The organism is Nocardiopsis sp. NPDC006938 (genome assembly GCF_042869555.1).
In the GTDB taxonomy this organism is placed as follows: domain Bacteria; phylum Actinomycetota; class Actinomycetes; order Streptosporangiales; family Streptosporangiaceae; genus Nocardiopsis.
The window spans coordinates 18,952-32,519 of sequence record NZ_JBIAGA010000024.1; the positions used below are offsets into that span (position 1 = coordinate 18,952).

Consider the following 13,568-nt stretch of genomic DNA (forward strand, 5'->3'; position numbering starts at 1 on the left):
GGGTAGGAGGGGGCTCGTGCCCCTCCACATCGCCACCGCCCCCGGACGCCCCGACCACCCCAACGAGGACTTCGCCGCGGCGACCGCCACGGCCGCGGTCCTGCTCGACGGCGTCAGCGCGCCGGTCGGTCGGGACAACGGCTGTTCGCACGGGGTGTCCTGGCACACGCGCCGTGTGGGCGCGCTGCTCCTGGCCGGGCTGGACGCGGGCGCCGACCCGCGCGCGGCGCTGGCGGAGGCCATCACCACCGTGGCGTCGCTGCACGCCGGAACCTGCGACCTCGGGGTCCAGGAGACGCCCTCGGCGACGGTGGTGGCGGCACGGATCGGCGCGGACCGCCTGGAGTACCTGGTGTTGTCGGACTCCGTGCTGCTCACCGAGGCGGACGGCGGGGTCCGGGTGCTGGCGGACACCCGGCTGGACGACCTGCGTCCCCGGGTGGCTCCGGGAAGCGTCCACACCTGGCGCAACGTCCCCGGCGGGTTCTGGACCGCGGGTTCCGACCCCCGTGCGGCCGAGGAGGCCGTGGTCGGGACGGTTCCGCCGGGCCCCTTCCTCGCGATGACCGACGGTGCGAGCCGCGCGGTGGAGGTGTTCGGCGACCTCGACTGGGAGGGCGCGTTCGCCCTGGTGCGGGAGCGGGGGCCGGGCGCTCTGGTGCGCCGGGTCAGGGAGCTGGAGTCGAACGATCCCGCGTGTCGGCGGTTCCCGCGCGGCAAGGTCCGGGACGACGTCACCGCCCTCTGGTGGTCCCCCTGATCCGTCCGGGGTTTCGGACAACCTAAATACCGGGTTTCGGTCGACCCTTTCAGAGAAAAAGAAAGATCGTTTTCCGGCGAAACCCGAGTGAACTGGGAGAAGAATGTTCCCGGCATTGCTGACGTTTACATTGGGGCTCCCGAGCACCGGGAATCCGTTTTCTGGGAGAACTTCCCAACAGAACGGCGCACCACGAGTCCGCCACCTCGAAAAAGAGACGTACGCCTCCCAGGGACCCGGACACCAGGCGCTTTCGCGTTTCGTCTTCTTCGGGTAGATTCCCCTGCAACCGACCAGTCAGCGTTACCGCCACGACGCCACCGCCGTACGGTCGGGCCTCTCGAACCCCTCGTCCGTACTCGTGATCCACGGGTACTGGAGAGTCCTTTCCATGACACAGGCAGTCACCCCGACCGCCGAAAAGGAGACCGTGTGAGCGTCCCGGGCCTCCTCGAACCGACCGGACCCAACCGCGCACCACACCGAACCCGCTGGCTGGATCGCGTCCCCTCTGAGGCCATGACCCTCCCCATCGAACCCGTCGAGAGCGTACGCCCCGACCCGGAGCGCCGCCCCAACCCCATGGACGCGCGGACCCCCGCGGAGTTCCTCCTCACCATGCGCCGCTACCTCTCCTGGGCGGGCGGCTGGTCGTACCTGGAGCTGGAGTACAAGTGCGGCGGCGTGGTCAGCGCCGCCAAGTTCCAGCGCGCGCTGGAGGGCACCGACCTGCCCGGGTACGTGTTCCTGATGGCCTTCGTCACCGCCTGCGTGGGCACAGACGAGGGCGAGCGTCTGCGCTGGGCCACCTCGTGGCACCGCCTGCGCCGCGCCGCCCGGGCCGAGGAGGACGCCCGCGCACGCGTTCCCCGCCAGGAGGAGCACGGCCACCGCTGACCCCGCCCCCCGCGGGCCCCGGCCCGCGGGGACGAACCCCGGCCGGTAACCACCACGGCACGTCGGCGCACCCGCGCGTCCACAGCCCCCGGCGCGCTATACACACCACGTATACATCGTGTGTAGAGTCATTCCATGTCACTCGGCCAGACTTTCGTGGGGCTGCTGGAAACGCGCCCCCAGCACGGATACGACCTCAAGCACGCCTACGACGCGCGCTTCGCCACCAAGCGCCCCCTGGCCTACGGCCAGGTGTACGCGACCCTCTCCCGGCTCCTCAAACACGGGTTCGTGGAGGTGGACTCCGTCGAGCCCGGCGCCGGACCCGAACGCAAGCGGTACACCGTGACCGAAGCCGGGATCACCGACATGGAACGGTGGCTCTCCCAGCCGGAGAGCCCCGAGCCCTACCTCCAGAGCACCCTGTACACCAAGGTCGTCCTGGCCCTGATCACCGGCCGCCCGGCCGACGAGATCCTCGACGTCCAGCGCACCGAGCACCTGCGGCAGATGCGCGAACTCACCCGCCGCAAGACGTGTGGCGACCTCGCCGACCAGCTGATCTGCGACCACGCCCTGTTCCATCTCGAAGCCGACCTGCGATGGCTGGAACTCACCGCGGCCCGGTTGCACGACCTCGCCGGGGAGGTACGCCAGCGATGACCCGGCCCGCCCCCCGCCCCCACCCCGTCCGACCCGGCGAGAACCCCGGCGCACCCCTGCTCGCGGGCACCGGTCTCCGCAAGTCCTTCGGCCTCACCCAGGCCCTGGAGGACGCCTCCCTGAGCCTGTACCCGGGCGAGATCGTCGCGATCATGGGCCCCTCGGGCTCCGGCAAGTCCACCCTCCTCCACTGCCTGGCCGGCGTGGTCCGGCCCGACGCCGGCCGGATCGCCTACTGCGGACAGGACCTGGCCACCGCCAACGACACCCGGCTCAGCGCCCTGCGCCGTTCCGAGTTCGGCTTCCTGTTCCAGTTCGGCCAACTCGTCCCCGAACTCTCCTGCCTGGAGAACGTGGCGCTCCCCCTGAGGCTGGGCGGGTGGTCCCGCCGCCGCGCCGAGCACACCGCCGCCACGTGGCTCGACCGCCTGGACGTGGCAGACCTCGCCCGCAAGACCCCCGGTGAGTGCTCCGGGGGTCAGGGCCAACGGGTCGCGGTGGCCCGGGCCCTCGTCACCGGTCCCCGCGTGGTGTTCGCCGACGAACCCACCGGCGCCCTCGACTCCCTGAACGGGGAACGGGTGATCCGGATGCTCACCGACACCGCCCGGGAGACCGGTGCCGCCGTCGTGGTGGTGACGCACGAACCCCGGGTGGCCGCCTACGCGGACCGCGAGGTCGTGTGCCGGGACGGCCGCACCCGGAACCTCGGAGGACCGGAATGAGCCCGCGTGGGGGCTCCGCCGAAGGGACCGGCCCGGACCGGGCCCGCCCGTCCCTGTCCAAGGACCTCTGGTTGGGAGCGCAACTCTCCCTGCGCGGCGGGCGGGAGGTGGTCCTGCGATCCGTGCTGACGGCGATCGGGGTGGGTGTGGCCACCGCCGCCCTGCTCCTGGCCGCCTCCCTGCCGACCATCCTGGACCACCTGGCCGAGCGGACCGCGGATCGCGCGGACTACCAGGTGGCGCCCTATCCGCAACCCCCCGCCGGTGACGACACGCTTCTGATCGGTCTCGCCGACACCCAGTACGACGGGCGTGGCATCCACGGGCGGGTGGTGCGGGCCGAGGGGTCCGACCCTCCGCTCCCACCAGGGGTAGCCGAGATCCCCGGCCACGGCGAGATCGTGCTCTCCCCCGCCCTGGCCGAGGTCCTCGACGACCCCGAGGCGAAGGCCCCCCGAGAGGCGTTCGGCCACCACACCGTCGTCGGGGAGATCGGGCCCGAGGGCCTCGAGGGCCCGCACGAACTGGCCTTCTACCTCGGCAGCGCGGACCTCTCCCCGGACAACGCCGGGACTCGCGTCACCGAGTACGGTGGCGAACCCGCCGCCGTACTGGCGGGACCGGTCGTCCTGCTGCTCGGCGTGGTGGGCGTGGTCGTCATGCTCACCCCGGTCGTGGTGTTCCTGAGCGCGGCCGTGCGGTTCGGCGGTGAACAGCGTGACCGTCGTCTGGCCGCACTGCGACTCATGGGCGCCGACCGCCGGGCCACCAGGCGGGTCGCTGCCGGTGAGACCCTTCCGGGAGTCGTGCTCGGACTGGCTCTCGGGGTGGGCTTCTTCCTTCTGGGACGCCCTATCGTGGAGTCGGTACCGGTGTCCTCCGGGCTCTTCACCTCCGACGTGACACCGCAGCCCCTGCTCGGGCTCCTGGTCCTGGTCGGGGTTCCGCTGCTGTCCCTGTGGGTCGTGCTCGGTTCCCTGAAGGGCGTGGTGATCGAACCGCTCGGAACGGTGCGGCGAGCCGAACGGCAGCGGCCCAGGCTGTGGTGGCGTCTGCTGCTGCTCGTCATCGGGTTCGTACTCATCTTCCTGATCGCGAACCCCGAAGTGACCGGTGGTCTCGGCCTGACCGGGGGCGCGTGGTTCCCCCTGGTGTCGATCGGACTCCTGGCCGCCCTGTTCGGTACGACCGCCGTACTGCCCTGGGTGGTGGACCGCCTCTTCGGGCGCGCTTCGGGCGGACCCCTCTCGCTCCAGCTGGCCCTGCGCCGCCTGAGCGCGGCGGGCGGTGGTCCCACGCGCGCCGTCAGCGGGATCGTGGTGACCGTCGCGGGCGCCATCGCGTTGCAGAGCCTGTTCGCCAACGCCTGGGCCGAGTCAACGGTGGTGCGAGCGGAGACCCGCGCGCAGGCCTACACGGAGGACGCGTTCGGCGCGGCCGGGTTCCAGGTCCAGGCGGACCTGATGATGCCGCCGACCGACGACGACCCCGCCACCGTTGTGTCGGGGGTCCCCGGTGTGGAGGAGGCCGTGGCCTTCAGCACGGTGTGGGGCGTCGACGACAGCGGTTCCGACATCGTCGTGCACGTCGCCGACTGCGCCGCTCTCCGGCAGATGGCCGACCTGCCGGAGTGCTCCCCCGGGGACGCCTTCAGCGGGGTGCCGGGGTTGGCCGCCGGTGACACCGTCATGGTCCGGCCCCGGGACGAGCGGGCCGAAAGCGCGTGGGCGGTACCCCGGCTCACAGGTTTCGAAGGACCGCTGGTCGAACACCCGTGGAGCGGGATGGGGCGGACGGCGGCCGACGTCGTCCTGGCCACCCCGGAGGCGGCCGCGGTGCCCGAGGAGATCGCCACCCGGAGTTCGGTCTGGATCCGAGTCGACCCGTCCGTCCCCGAGATGGAGGAGCAGCTCAGGTTCGCGGTCGGGGCTCTGGACCCGACGTCACGCGTGGGCTTCCCCATGCTCAGCGCCACCGCCTCGGGCATGGTCAACATGCGTGACGCGCTCATCGCCGGAGCCCTGGCCAGTCTGGCGGTCATCGCCGCCGGGCTGGTGGTGGGCACGGTCGAGCAGGTCCGCGAGCGCAGGCGGGTGCACGCGGTCCTCACCGCCTTCGGCGCACGGCGCGGGACGCTCGTGGCCTCGGTGCTGTGGCAGACCACGCTGCCCGTGCTCCTGGGCGTCACGCTGGCCGCGATGGCCGGGACCGTACTCGGCCTCCTGGTGCAGCGGGTAGCGGGCATCCCCTTGGCCTTCACCCCGACGGACACCCTGGTCATCGTCGGCGCGGGCATGGGGGTGGCGTTCCTGACCACCCTGCTGGCGATCCCCGCGCTGCTGCGCACGATGCGCCCGGAGGGGCTACGTTCGGAATGAGCCGGACGGCGGGCCCCTCGCACGACTGGCCCGCCGTCACCCGCCCCGGCCCGACTCTGCGACCGCCCCCCGAGGTGCCCCCAACCTCCTGGCTAGGCTGGTGGGATGTCGGAGACCGGGGAGCCGCCCCAGGCCGTACCACCGCCGGACGCACCCCCAGCGGGCACAGCACCGCCGCCGCACGCGCCAACCCGGGCCGCACCGGCCGCGCGCACCGCCCCTCTGGACGGCGCCTCCTGGCCGGGCGAGCTGCGCCCCTACCAGCACACGGCGCTCGCGGAGGTGGACCGGCGCTGGGCCGACGGCGCGCACCGGACCTGGATCGTGCTGCCTCCCGGCTCCGGCAAGACCCTCGTCGGGCTGGAGGCCGCACGCCGCCTGGGCCGCCGCACCGTGGTCCTGGTCCCCAACACCGCGATCCAGGGCCAGTGGGTGGGGCACTGGGAGCGGTTCGCCCGCCCCGAGGGGTGCGCCGCCGGGACCTCCAGGGACCTCGGTCACGCCGTCAACGTGCTCACCTACCAGTCGCTGGCCGTCTTCGACCCGGACGCCGAGACCGACGAGGAGGGGCGCTCGGCCACCCCCGTCCGCGATCGGCTGCACGCCAACGGGCGCGCCCTGGTGGACGCCCTGCACGCCGCTGGTCCGCTCACCCTCCTGCTGGACGAGTGCCACCACCTGCTCCAGGTGTGGGGGCGCCTGCTCGCCGAGGTCCTCGACGGGCTTCCCGACGCCCGCGTGGTCGGCCTGACCGGGACCCCCGCCGCGAGCCTCACCGCCTCGGAGAAGGACCTGGTCGACCGGCTCTTCGGCCCGCCCGTCACCGGAGCGTCCCTGCCCGCGCTGGTCCGGGACGGCTACCTGGCCCCGTTCGCCGAGCTCGTGCACGTCACCGAACCCACGCTCACCGAGCACGAGTACCTGGCGGGGCAGGCCTCCCGCTTCGAGGCGATGTGCACGGACCTGCTCGCCCCCGGGTTCGCGACCACGGACTTCCTCCCCTGGCTGGACGCGCGCTTCGTGTCCCGAGACGCCCGGGAGGGCGGGCGCGTGGGGTGGGGAACCCTGGCCGTGCGGGAACCGGAGCTCACCGACGCCGTGCTGCGACTCCACCACCGGGGACTGGTCGCGCTGCCCGAGGGGGCCCGGCTGCGGGAACGGCACCGGCACCCTCCGCAGGCCGAGGACTGGACGGCGCTGATCGGCGACTACGCCCGCAACTGTCTGGACCCGGAGGTCGAACGGGAACGGGAGGCCCGCGACCGTATCCGGGCGGCCCTTCCCTCAGTGGGCTACCACCTCACCCGCAACGGCATCCGGCGCGGAGCCTCACCGGTGGACCGGGTCCTGGCCCGCAGCGCCGCGAAGTCCCTGGCCACGGTGGAGATCCTGGCCGCCGAAAGCGACGCGGTGGGGCCCCGGCTCCGCGCGCTCGTGCTCTGCGACCACGAACGCGCCACCGCCCGCGCTCCCGCCGCGCTCCGGGGCGTGCTCTCCGACGACGCCGGTTCGGCGTGGCTCCAGGTGAGCCAGCTCGCCGCCGACCCCCGTACCTCGGCGCTGGACCCGGTCCTGGTCACCGGCCGTACCGTGGCGGTGGGTCGCGGCACCGGCGCGGCGTTCCTGGAGTTCGCCCGGGCCGCGCTGCCCGGGGTCGATCTGACCCTGCGCGAGACCGACGGCTTGTACCAGGTGGAGGGCGCCTGGACCTCGCGTACGTGGGTGGGCGTGGTGACGGCCTTCCTGGAGTCCGGCGGCTGCCAGGTGCTGGTGGGGACGCGGGCGCTGCTCGGCGAGGGGTGGGACGCGCGCGGGGTGAACACCGTGGTGGACCTGACCACCGCCACCACTCCCACGTCGGTAGTGCAGAGCCGGGGGCGGGCGCTGCGCCTGGACCCGTCGTGGCCGGAGAAGGTGGCGCACACCTGGACGGTGGTGTGCGTGAGCCGCGAGCACCCGCGCGGCGCGGCCGACTGGGGCCGCTTCGTGCGCAAACACGAGGGCTATCTGGGGGTGGGCGCGGACGGCGAGGTGATGAGCGGGGTGGCGCACGTGGACCCGGAGCTGTCCCCGTACGACCCGCCCGAGGACCCGGCGCGGGTGAACCGCCGGATGGCGGCGCGCGCGGCGGACCGCGAGGGGACCCGGGCCCGGTGGCGTCCGGGCGCGGGCTACGCGGACGTGCTCCTGCCGACGCTGCGGGTGCGGGAGGCGCGTGCGCTGCCGTCGGCTTCGGCCGGGGCGGTGGCCCGGCCGAAGCCGCCCGAGGTGGTGGTCGGGGCGTCCGGGCTCGTGCCCACGCCGAGGAGGCTGCCGTCCGCCCGGGCCCTGGGCGCTCTGTGGGCGGCGGGCGCCGTCCTGGCGGTGTGCCTCGTCTTGGGCCTGGTCGTGCCATGGCTGTGGACCGTCGCCCTCGGCGCCGCCACGGCGGCCGGGGTCGCGTGGTGGCGGGCGCTGCGGCGCACCGCGCGGGAGGCGGAGCGCGTGCGCGCCCTGGCCCGGGCGCCGGTGGAGACGGCCCGGTTCGCGTGCGCGGTTGCCGACGCCCTGCGGGCCGCCGACCTGTCCGCCACCGGCTCCGACGGCGTCCTGGTGCACGTGGACGGCGACGGCGTGTACCGGTTCACGCTCGATGACCAGGGGGCGGCCGCGCTGTTCGCCGACTCCCTGGACGAGGTCCTCGGTCCCCTGGTGGGAGATCCGCGCTATCTGGTGCCCCGGTACGTGCCCACCGGCCCGGAGGACGTCCCGGAGCCGGTGTTCCACGCGCTGCCGTCCGCCGTGGCCCGGAACAGGAGGGGCGCGCTCGCCTTCCAGCGGGCGTGGAACCGGTGGGTGGGCCCGGGGACCGTCGTGGGCACGAGGTCCGAGGAGGGCCGCGCGCTGCTGGCGGTCCACCAGGGGAGCTCGCCGTTGGAGGTCTGGACCGCGCACCGACTCACCTGGGAGTAGCGACGGGGGCGTTGAACGCGTGCGAAGGGGGCGTTGAGCGGGTGCGCTCCGTCTGACGGAGTCGGTGCCTCCGCGTCCGCGCCCCGTGGTGCCCGTCGCCCGAAGGCCCGCGTGTCGCCGTACGCACCGGGGCCGGTCACCGTCTGACCTGCGGCGGGGAGGTGTTTCGGGTCCGCACCTTCACCCGGAGGCCACCGGGAGTTCGGGTCCCCCTCGTCCCGGGGTGGTTGGCTTCGTGCGCATCCCCCTCTCACGAACCTCGGGAACCACCATGCGCAGATCCCTCACCGCCGCGGCCCTGCTCGCGTTCGGTCTCACCATGGCCGTGCCGGTCCAGGCCGACGAAACCCCCTCGTACGGGGCGCCCGAGGCCACCGGCGACATCCGGCTCTCCGCGTTGGGCACCTACCACACCGACGTCTTCGACTCCTCGGGGGCGGAGATCGTCGCCCACGACCCGCGTACCCAGCGCCTGTTCGTGGTCAACGCCGCCGCGGCCGTGGTCGAGGTCCTGGACGTCTCCGACCCCGAGCGGCCCGTGAAGCTCTTCGACCTGGAGACCGCCGGGGTCCCGGCGGCGGACGGGTCCGTGGTGGAGCGCGGCGGCGCCGCCAACTCGGTGGCGGTCCACGGGAACGTGGTGGCCGTGGCCGTGGAGGCCGCCGACCGCACCGACGACGGCTGGGTGGTGCTCTTCGACACCGACGGCAGGTCGGTGAACGCCCTGCGGGTCGGTGCGCTGCCGGACATGCTGACCTTCACCCCTGAGGGCCGCACCCTGCTGGTGGCCAACGAGGGCGAGCCCGACGACGACGTCACGGTGGACCCCGAGGGTTCCGTGAGCGTGATCCCGGTGAACCGCAGGCCCGCCGGGCTCACCCAGGACGACGTGCGCACCGCTGACTTCCGCGCCTGGGACGAGGACCGCGAGCTCCACCCGGACGTGCGCGTGTTCGGCCCGGACCTGTCCACCGGCGAGCCCGGCACCCCCGGCCGGGTGGCGCGCAACCTGGAGCCCGAGTACATCGTGGCCGACACCAACCACAGCGCCCACGTGGTGCTCCAGGAGGCCAACGCCTTCGCGGTGCTGGACCTGCGCGGGGCGGAGATCACCGACATCGTCCCCTTCGGCACCAAGGACCACCTGGAGCCCGGGAACGAACTGGACGTCTCCGACCGCGACGGCGGGATCACCATCGCCAACTGGCCGGTCAGCGGCATGTACCAGCCCGACGGGTTCGACAGCTACCGCTGGCGCGGGCAGACCCTGCTGGTCACCGCCAACGAGGGCGACTCGCGCGACTGGGACGGGTACTCGGAGGAGACCCGGCTGAAGAACCTGGAGCTGTGCGAGGACGCACCGGCCGTCCGCCGGTTCCTGGACGACAACGACCAGGGCATCGGGACCGTGGCGGAGCTGACGGCCGACCGCAACCTGGGGCGGCTCTCGGTCAGCACCGCTGACGGCCTGCGCGAGGACGGGTCCTGCTACGAGGAGATCCACTCCTTCGGCGGCCGTTCCTTCTCGATCTTCGGCACCGACGGCGAGGTGCTGTTCGACTCGGGTTCCGACTTCGAGCGCATCACCGCCGAGGCCGCTCCGGAGTTCTTCAACTCCAACCACCGCGAGAGCACCTTCGACGGCCGCAGCGACGACAAGGGCCCCGAGCCCGAGGGGGTGGCGCTGGGCAAGGTGAAGGGGCGCACCTACGCGTTCGTGGGCCTGGAGCGCGTGGGCGGGGTGATGGTCTACGACGTCACCGACCCGCGCGCCGTCACGTTCACGCAGTACCTCAACAACCGCGACTTCGGGGCCGAGCCGTCCAGTCGTGCGGCCGGTGACCTGGGTGCGGAGGGTCTGACCTTCATCAGCGCCGGTGACTCGCCGGTTCCGGGCGTGCCGGTGCTGGTCGTGGCCAACGAGGTCTCGGGCACCACCACACTGTTCCGGATCGACTGACGGCCGCCCCTGGCGCCGCGGGCTCCGGGGGTGGCCGACGCCGTCGGGGCGGGCGTGTCCGAGTGACGCGCCCGCCCCGGCGGCGTTCTCAGTGTTCGGCGCCCATCAGGTGCAGCAGGGAGTGCACGGTGGTGTCGACGAGTGTGTAGCGAACCGTGCGCCCGTCGCGTTCGTCCTGGACCCAGCCCTGGAGGCGGAGGGTGCGCAGGGCCTGGGAGGCGGCGACGTCGGTGATCCCGGCGGTCGCGGCCAGCTCCCCCACCGAGGCCTTCGCCGGGCCCGCGTGGTGCATGGCGGCCAGCAGGCGCAGGCGGGTGGGGTCTCCGAGCAGGCGGAAGCGATCCGCCCAGGCTCCGATGTCGATCTGGGGCTCCGAGGATGGGTGATCGCTGTGGGAGGTCATCGGTTCCATTATCCCCGATCGGACCCGGGAGGGTGACCGTCGTCTCCGGATGTTCCGTGGGGCGTGGAGTCGGCGGCACGGGGCTCCGATCCTGGCCGTGGGCGGGGCCGACGACGAGAGTCGATACCTTATCATCTGATCAGATGGTCAACTTTTCGCCATCGAATGACCATGACTCCCACAAGGAAGCACTGCATGAACGGAACCGTCCCCACACGCGCCCTCCTCGCGACCGCACTCGCCCCCGTCCTCCTACTGACCGCCTGCTCCGGCTCCACCGACACCGACGCATCGGGGACCCCGACCCGCGTGGTCCTCGCCGACGCCCAGCCCGTCGGCGCGTTCGACCCCGTCAACGGCTACGGCGAACTCGGCGTCTCCCCGATCTTCGAGGGCCTCCTGCGCCCCGACTCCTCCGGAGACGACGCCCTCCCCGAACTCGTCCCCGCGCTCGCCGCCTCCGACCCCGAACCCAACGACGACAACACCGTCTGGGACGTGGAACTGCGCACCGACGTCACCTTCTCCGACGGCTCGGCCCTCGACGCCGAGGACGTGGTGGCCACCTACTCGGCCGTGCTCGACCCCGACACCGCCTCGGAGGTCGCCGGTTCCTACTCGATGATCGAGTCCGTCACCGCCGTCGACGACCACAACGTGCGCTTCACACTGAGCCACCCCTACTACGCCATGCCCGCGCGGATGACCCTCGGCATCACCCCCTCCGAGGAGATCACCCCGGGCCCGGCGGCGGACTCCGAGCGCAACCGCGCCCCGGTCGGCACGGGCCCCTACGTGCTCTCCGACCTCAGCGCCGACCAGGCCGTGTTCGAGGCCAACCCCCAGTACCACGGCACCGCGCCCGAGGTCACCGAGCTGGTCATCCTCTCCGTGCCCGACGACAACACCCGGGCCCAGCGCATGAGGGCAGGCAACATCGACGGCACGGTGCTGCCCCCGGTGACCGCCGAGACCTTCACCGACCTCGACGGCTCCGAGGTCGTACCCGTCCGCACCGCCGAGTGGCGGGGCCTCTCCCTGCCCGCCGACAACCCCTTCACCGCCGACCCCGACGCACGGCTGGCGATGAACCTCGCGGTGGACCGCGACGGCGTCGTGGAGAACGTGCTCGCCGGGCACGGACGCCCCGCCCACACCCCCGTCCCCGACGTCTACGGTGAGGCGCACGACCCGGAGGCCGTCTTCGAGTACGACCCCGAGGCCGCCGCCGACCTCCTGGACGAGGCCGGATGGGAGGAGGGGCCGGACGGCGTCCGGGTCCGCGACGGCGACCGCGCCGCGTTCACCCTGAACTACCTGGCCTCGGACCACCTGCGCCGCGACCTGGCCACCGCGTTCGCCGCCGAGATGGAACCCCTGGGCGTCGAGGTCGACATCCAGGGCGCCTCCTGGGACGAGATGGGCGCGGCCAGCACCGAGGCGGGCATCCTGCTCGGCGGCGGCGACAAGCCCTACGACCTGGACACGCAGGTGTACGCCACCCTGCACACCCGAGACGCCGACACCCCCACCTACGAGAACCCGGGCGACTTCGCCATCCCCGGCGTGGACGAGGACCTGGAGACCGCCCGCCGCACCCTCGACCCCGAAGAACGCGTCGAGGCCTACCGCAGGGTCCAGCGGGCCTACGTCGAGAACCCCACCTACGTGTTCATGGCGTTCGTCGATCACACGTACGTCGCCGCCGAGGACGACTGGGACCGCGGCCCGCTCGTGCTCGAACCCCACGCCCACGGGGTCTCCTGGGGGCCGTGGTGGAACCTCGCCGAGTGGCGTCGATGAGTTCCCCGCCCGCCCGCCGGGTCCGGCCGCGCCGGACCCGGTGGCGGGACCGCCGCCGCGAGCTGGCGGGGCTGGTGGCGCGCCGCGTCGCCGTCGGCCTGCCGATGCTCGTGGGACTCAGCGCGCTGGTGTTCCTGCTCGCCGCGCGCTCCCCCTTCGACCCGCTCGCCGCCTACCTGGGCGCGGGCTACCAGCGGACCACCACCGAGCAGCGGGAGTCCCTCGGGGCCGCACTGGGGTTCGACCTGCCCTGGTGGCGGGCCTGGTGGTCCTGGGCCGGAGACCTCCTGCACGGTGACCTGGGCTGGTCCCGCGGGTACGCGATGCCGGTCTCCGAGGTGTTCGCCGAACGGCTCCCGTGGACCCTGCTGCTCTCCGGCACCGCCCTGGTCGTGGCCGTGCTGGCGGCCCTGGTGTGGGGCACCGTCGCCGGTCTGCGCCCAGGGTCGCGGGCCGACCGGATCGTCACCCGCGTCGGGGTCCTGGTGCAGGCCGTGCCGCCGTTCGTCCTCGCCCTGGGTTCGGTGACCGTGTTCGCCGTGATCCTGCGCTGGGCACCGGTCGCGGGAGCGGCCGCCCCGGGGCAGGCACCCACGTTCGGCGGGGTCGTCGTCCACCTGGTGCTGCCCGCGTGCACCCTCGCCCTGACCCAACTTCCGTGGCTGCTGCTGGCGGTACGCACCGCGGTGGCCCGCGCCCGGGAGTCGGAGCCGGTCCGGGCCGCCCGGGCGCGCGGGGTGTCCCCCGCCCGTGTGGTCACCGGCCACGTGCTGCCGGTCTCGCTCGCCCCGCTCGTGACGATCGTGGGGGCGCGGCTGCCGGAACTCGTGGTGGGCGCGGTGCTGGTGGAGGCGATCTTCGCCTGGCCGGGGATCGCCGCCGCCCTGGTGGCCTCGGCGGTGTCGCTCGACTTCCCGTTGTTGGCCGCCCTGACCCTGACCACCACCGCCGTGGTGCTGCTCGGCTCCCTGCTCGCCGACGCGGCCTACCTGTTCCTGGACCCGAGGGTGAGCGCCGATGTCTGAGC

10 protein-coding genes are annotated in these 13,568 nt (G+C 73.2%); 9 read left to right on the forward strand and 1 reads right to left on the reverse strand.

Going from position 1 to position 13,568, the window contains the following annotated elements:
- Positions 1-16: 16 nt before the first annotated feature.
- The 7 genes from ACFYL4_RS25300 to ACFYL4_RS25330 all read left to right on the forward strand — a co-directional run bounded on the left by ACFYL4_RS25300 (position 17) and on the right by ACFYL4_RS25330 (position 10,335).
- The gene (locus ACFYL4_RS25300; protein WP_387521627.1) at positions 17-760 is read left to right on the forward strand and encodes a hypothetical protein; all 744 of its coding nucleotides are present in this window, start codon (positions 17-19) and stop codon (positions 758-760) included.
- A 432-nt stretch (positions 761-1,192) separates the two neighbouring features.
- On the forward strand, positions 1,193-1,657 hold the full coding sequence (locus ACFYL4_RS25305; RefSeq protein WP_387521629.1) for a hypothetical protein: 465 nt from the start codon (positions 1,193-1,195) through the stop codon (positions 1,655-1,657).
- A 135-nt stretch (positions 1,658-1,792) separates the two neighbouring features.
- Positions 1,793-2,320 (forward strand): PadR family transcriptional regulator, encoded by a 528-nt coding sequence (locus ACFYL4_RS25310; RefSeq protein WP_387521631.1) that lies wholly within the window; start codon positions 1,793-1,795, stop codon positions 2,318-2,320.
- Entirely contained in the window at positions 2,317-3,045 is a 729-nt protein-coding gene (locus ACFYL4_RS25315; RefSeq protein WP_387521632.1) for an ABC transporter ATP-binding protein, read from the forward strand. The genes ACFYL4_RS25310 and ACFYL4_RS25315 overlap by 4 nt, the downstream gene beginning before the upstream one ends.
- The gene (locus ACFYL4_RS25320) at positions 3,042-5,423 is read left to right on the forward strand and encodes an FtsX-like permease family protein (RefSeq protein WP_387521634.1); all 2,382 of its coding nucleotides are present in this window, start codon (positions 3,042-3,044) and stop codon (positions 5,421-5,423) included. The genes ACFYL4_RS25315 and ACFYL4_RS25320 overlap by 4 nt, the downstream gene beginning before the upstream one ends.
- A gap of 105 nt (positions 5,424-5,528) precedes the next feature.
- Complete coding sequence (locus tag ACFYL4_RS25325; protein ID WP_387521636.1) at positions 5,529-8,375, forward strand: DEAD/DEAH box helicase family protein; 2,847 nt, start codon at positions 5,529-5,531, stop codon at positions 8,373-8,375.
- Positions 8,376-8,646: 271 nt separating this feature from the next.
- On the forward strand, positions 8,647-10,335 hold the full coding sequence (locus ACFYL4_RS25330; RefSeq protein WP_357767585.1) for a choice-of-anchor I family protein: 1,689 nt from the start codon (positions 8,647-8,649) through the stop codon (positions 10,333-10,335).
- Between the two features lie 88 nt (positions 10,336-10,423).
- Here ACFYL4_RS25330 and ACFYL4_RS25335 read toward each other — a convergent pair whose 3' ends face one another.
- Positions 10,424-10,738 (reverse strand): metalloregulator ArsR/SmtB family transcription factor, encoded by a 315-nt coding sequence (locus ACFYL4_RS25335; protein ID WP_357767588.1) that lies wholly within the window; start codon positions 10,736-10,738, stop codon positions 10,424-10,426.
- Positions 10,739-10,933: 195 nt separating this feature from the next.
- On the opposite strand from ACFYL4_RS25335, the gene ACFYL4_RS25340 reads away from it, so the two are divergent.
- Both ACFYL4_RS25340 and ACFYL4_RS25345 read left to right on the forward strand, forming a co-directional pair.
- Complete coding sequence (locus ACFYL4_RS25340) at positions 10,934-12,541, forward strand: ABC transporter substrate-binding protein (RefSeq protein ID WP_387521638.1); 1,608 nt, start codon at positions 10,934-10,936, stop codon at positions 12,539-12,541.
- On the forward strand, positions 12,538-13,566 hold the full coding sequence (locus ACFYL4_RS25345; protein ID WP_387521640.1) for an ABC transporter permease: 1,029 nt from the start codon (positions 12,538-12,540) through the stop codon (positions 13,564-13,566). The genes ACFYL4_RS25340 and ACFYL4_RS25345 overlap by 4 nt, the downstream gene beginning before the upstream one ends.
- Positions 13,567-13,568 lie beyond the last annotated feature (2 nt).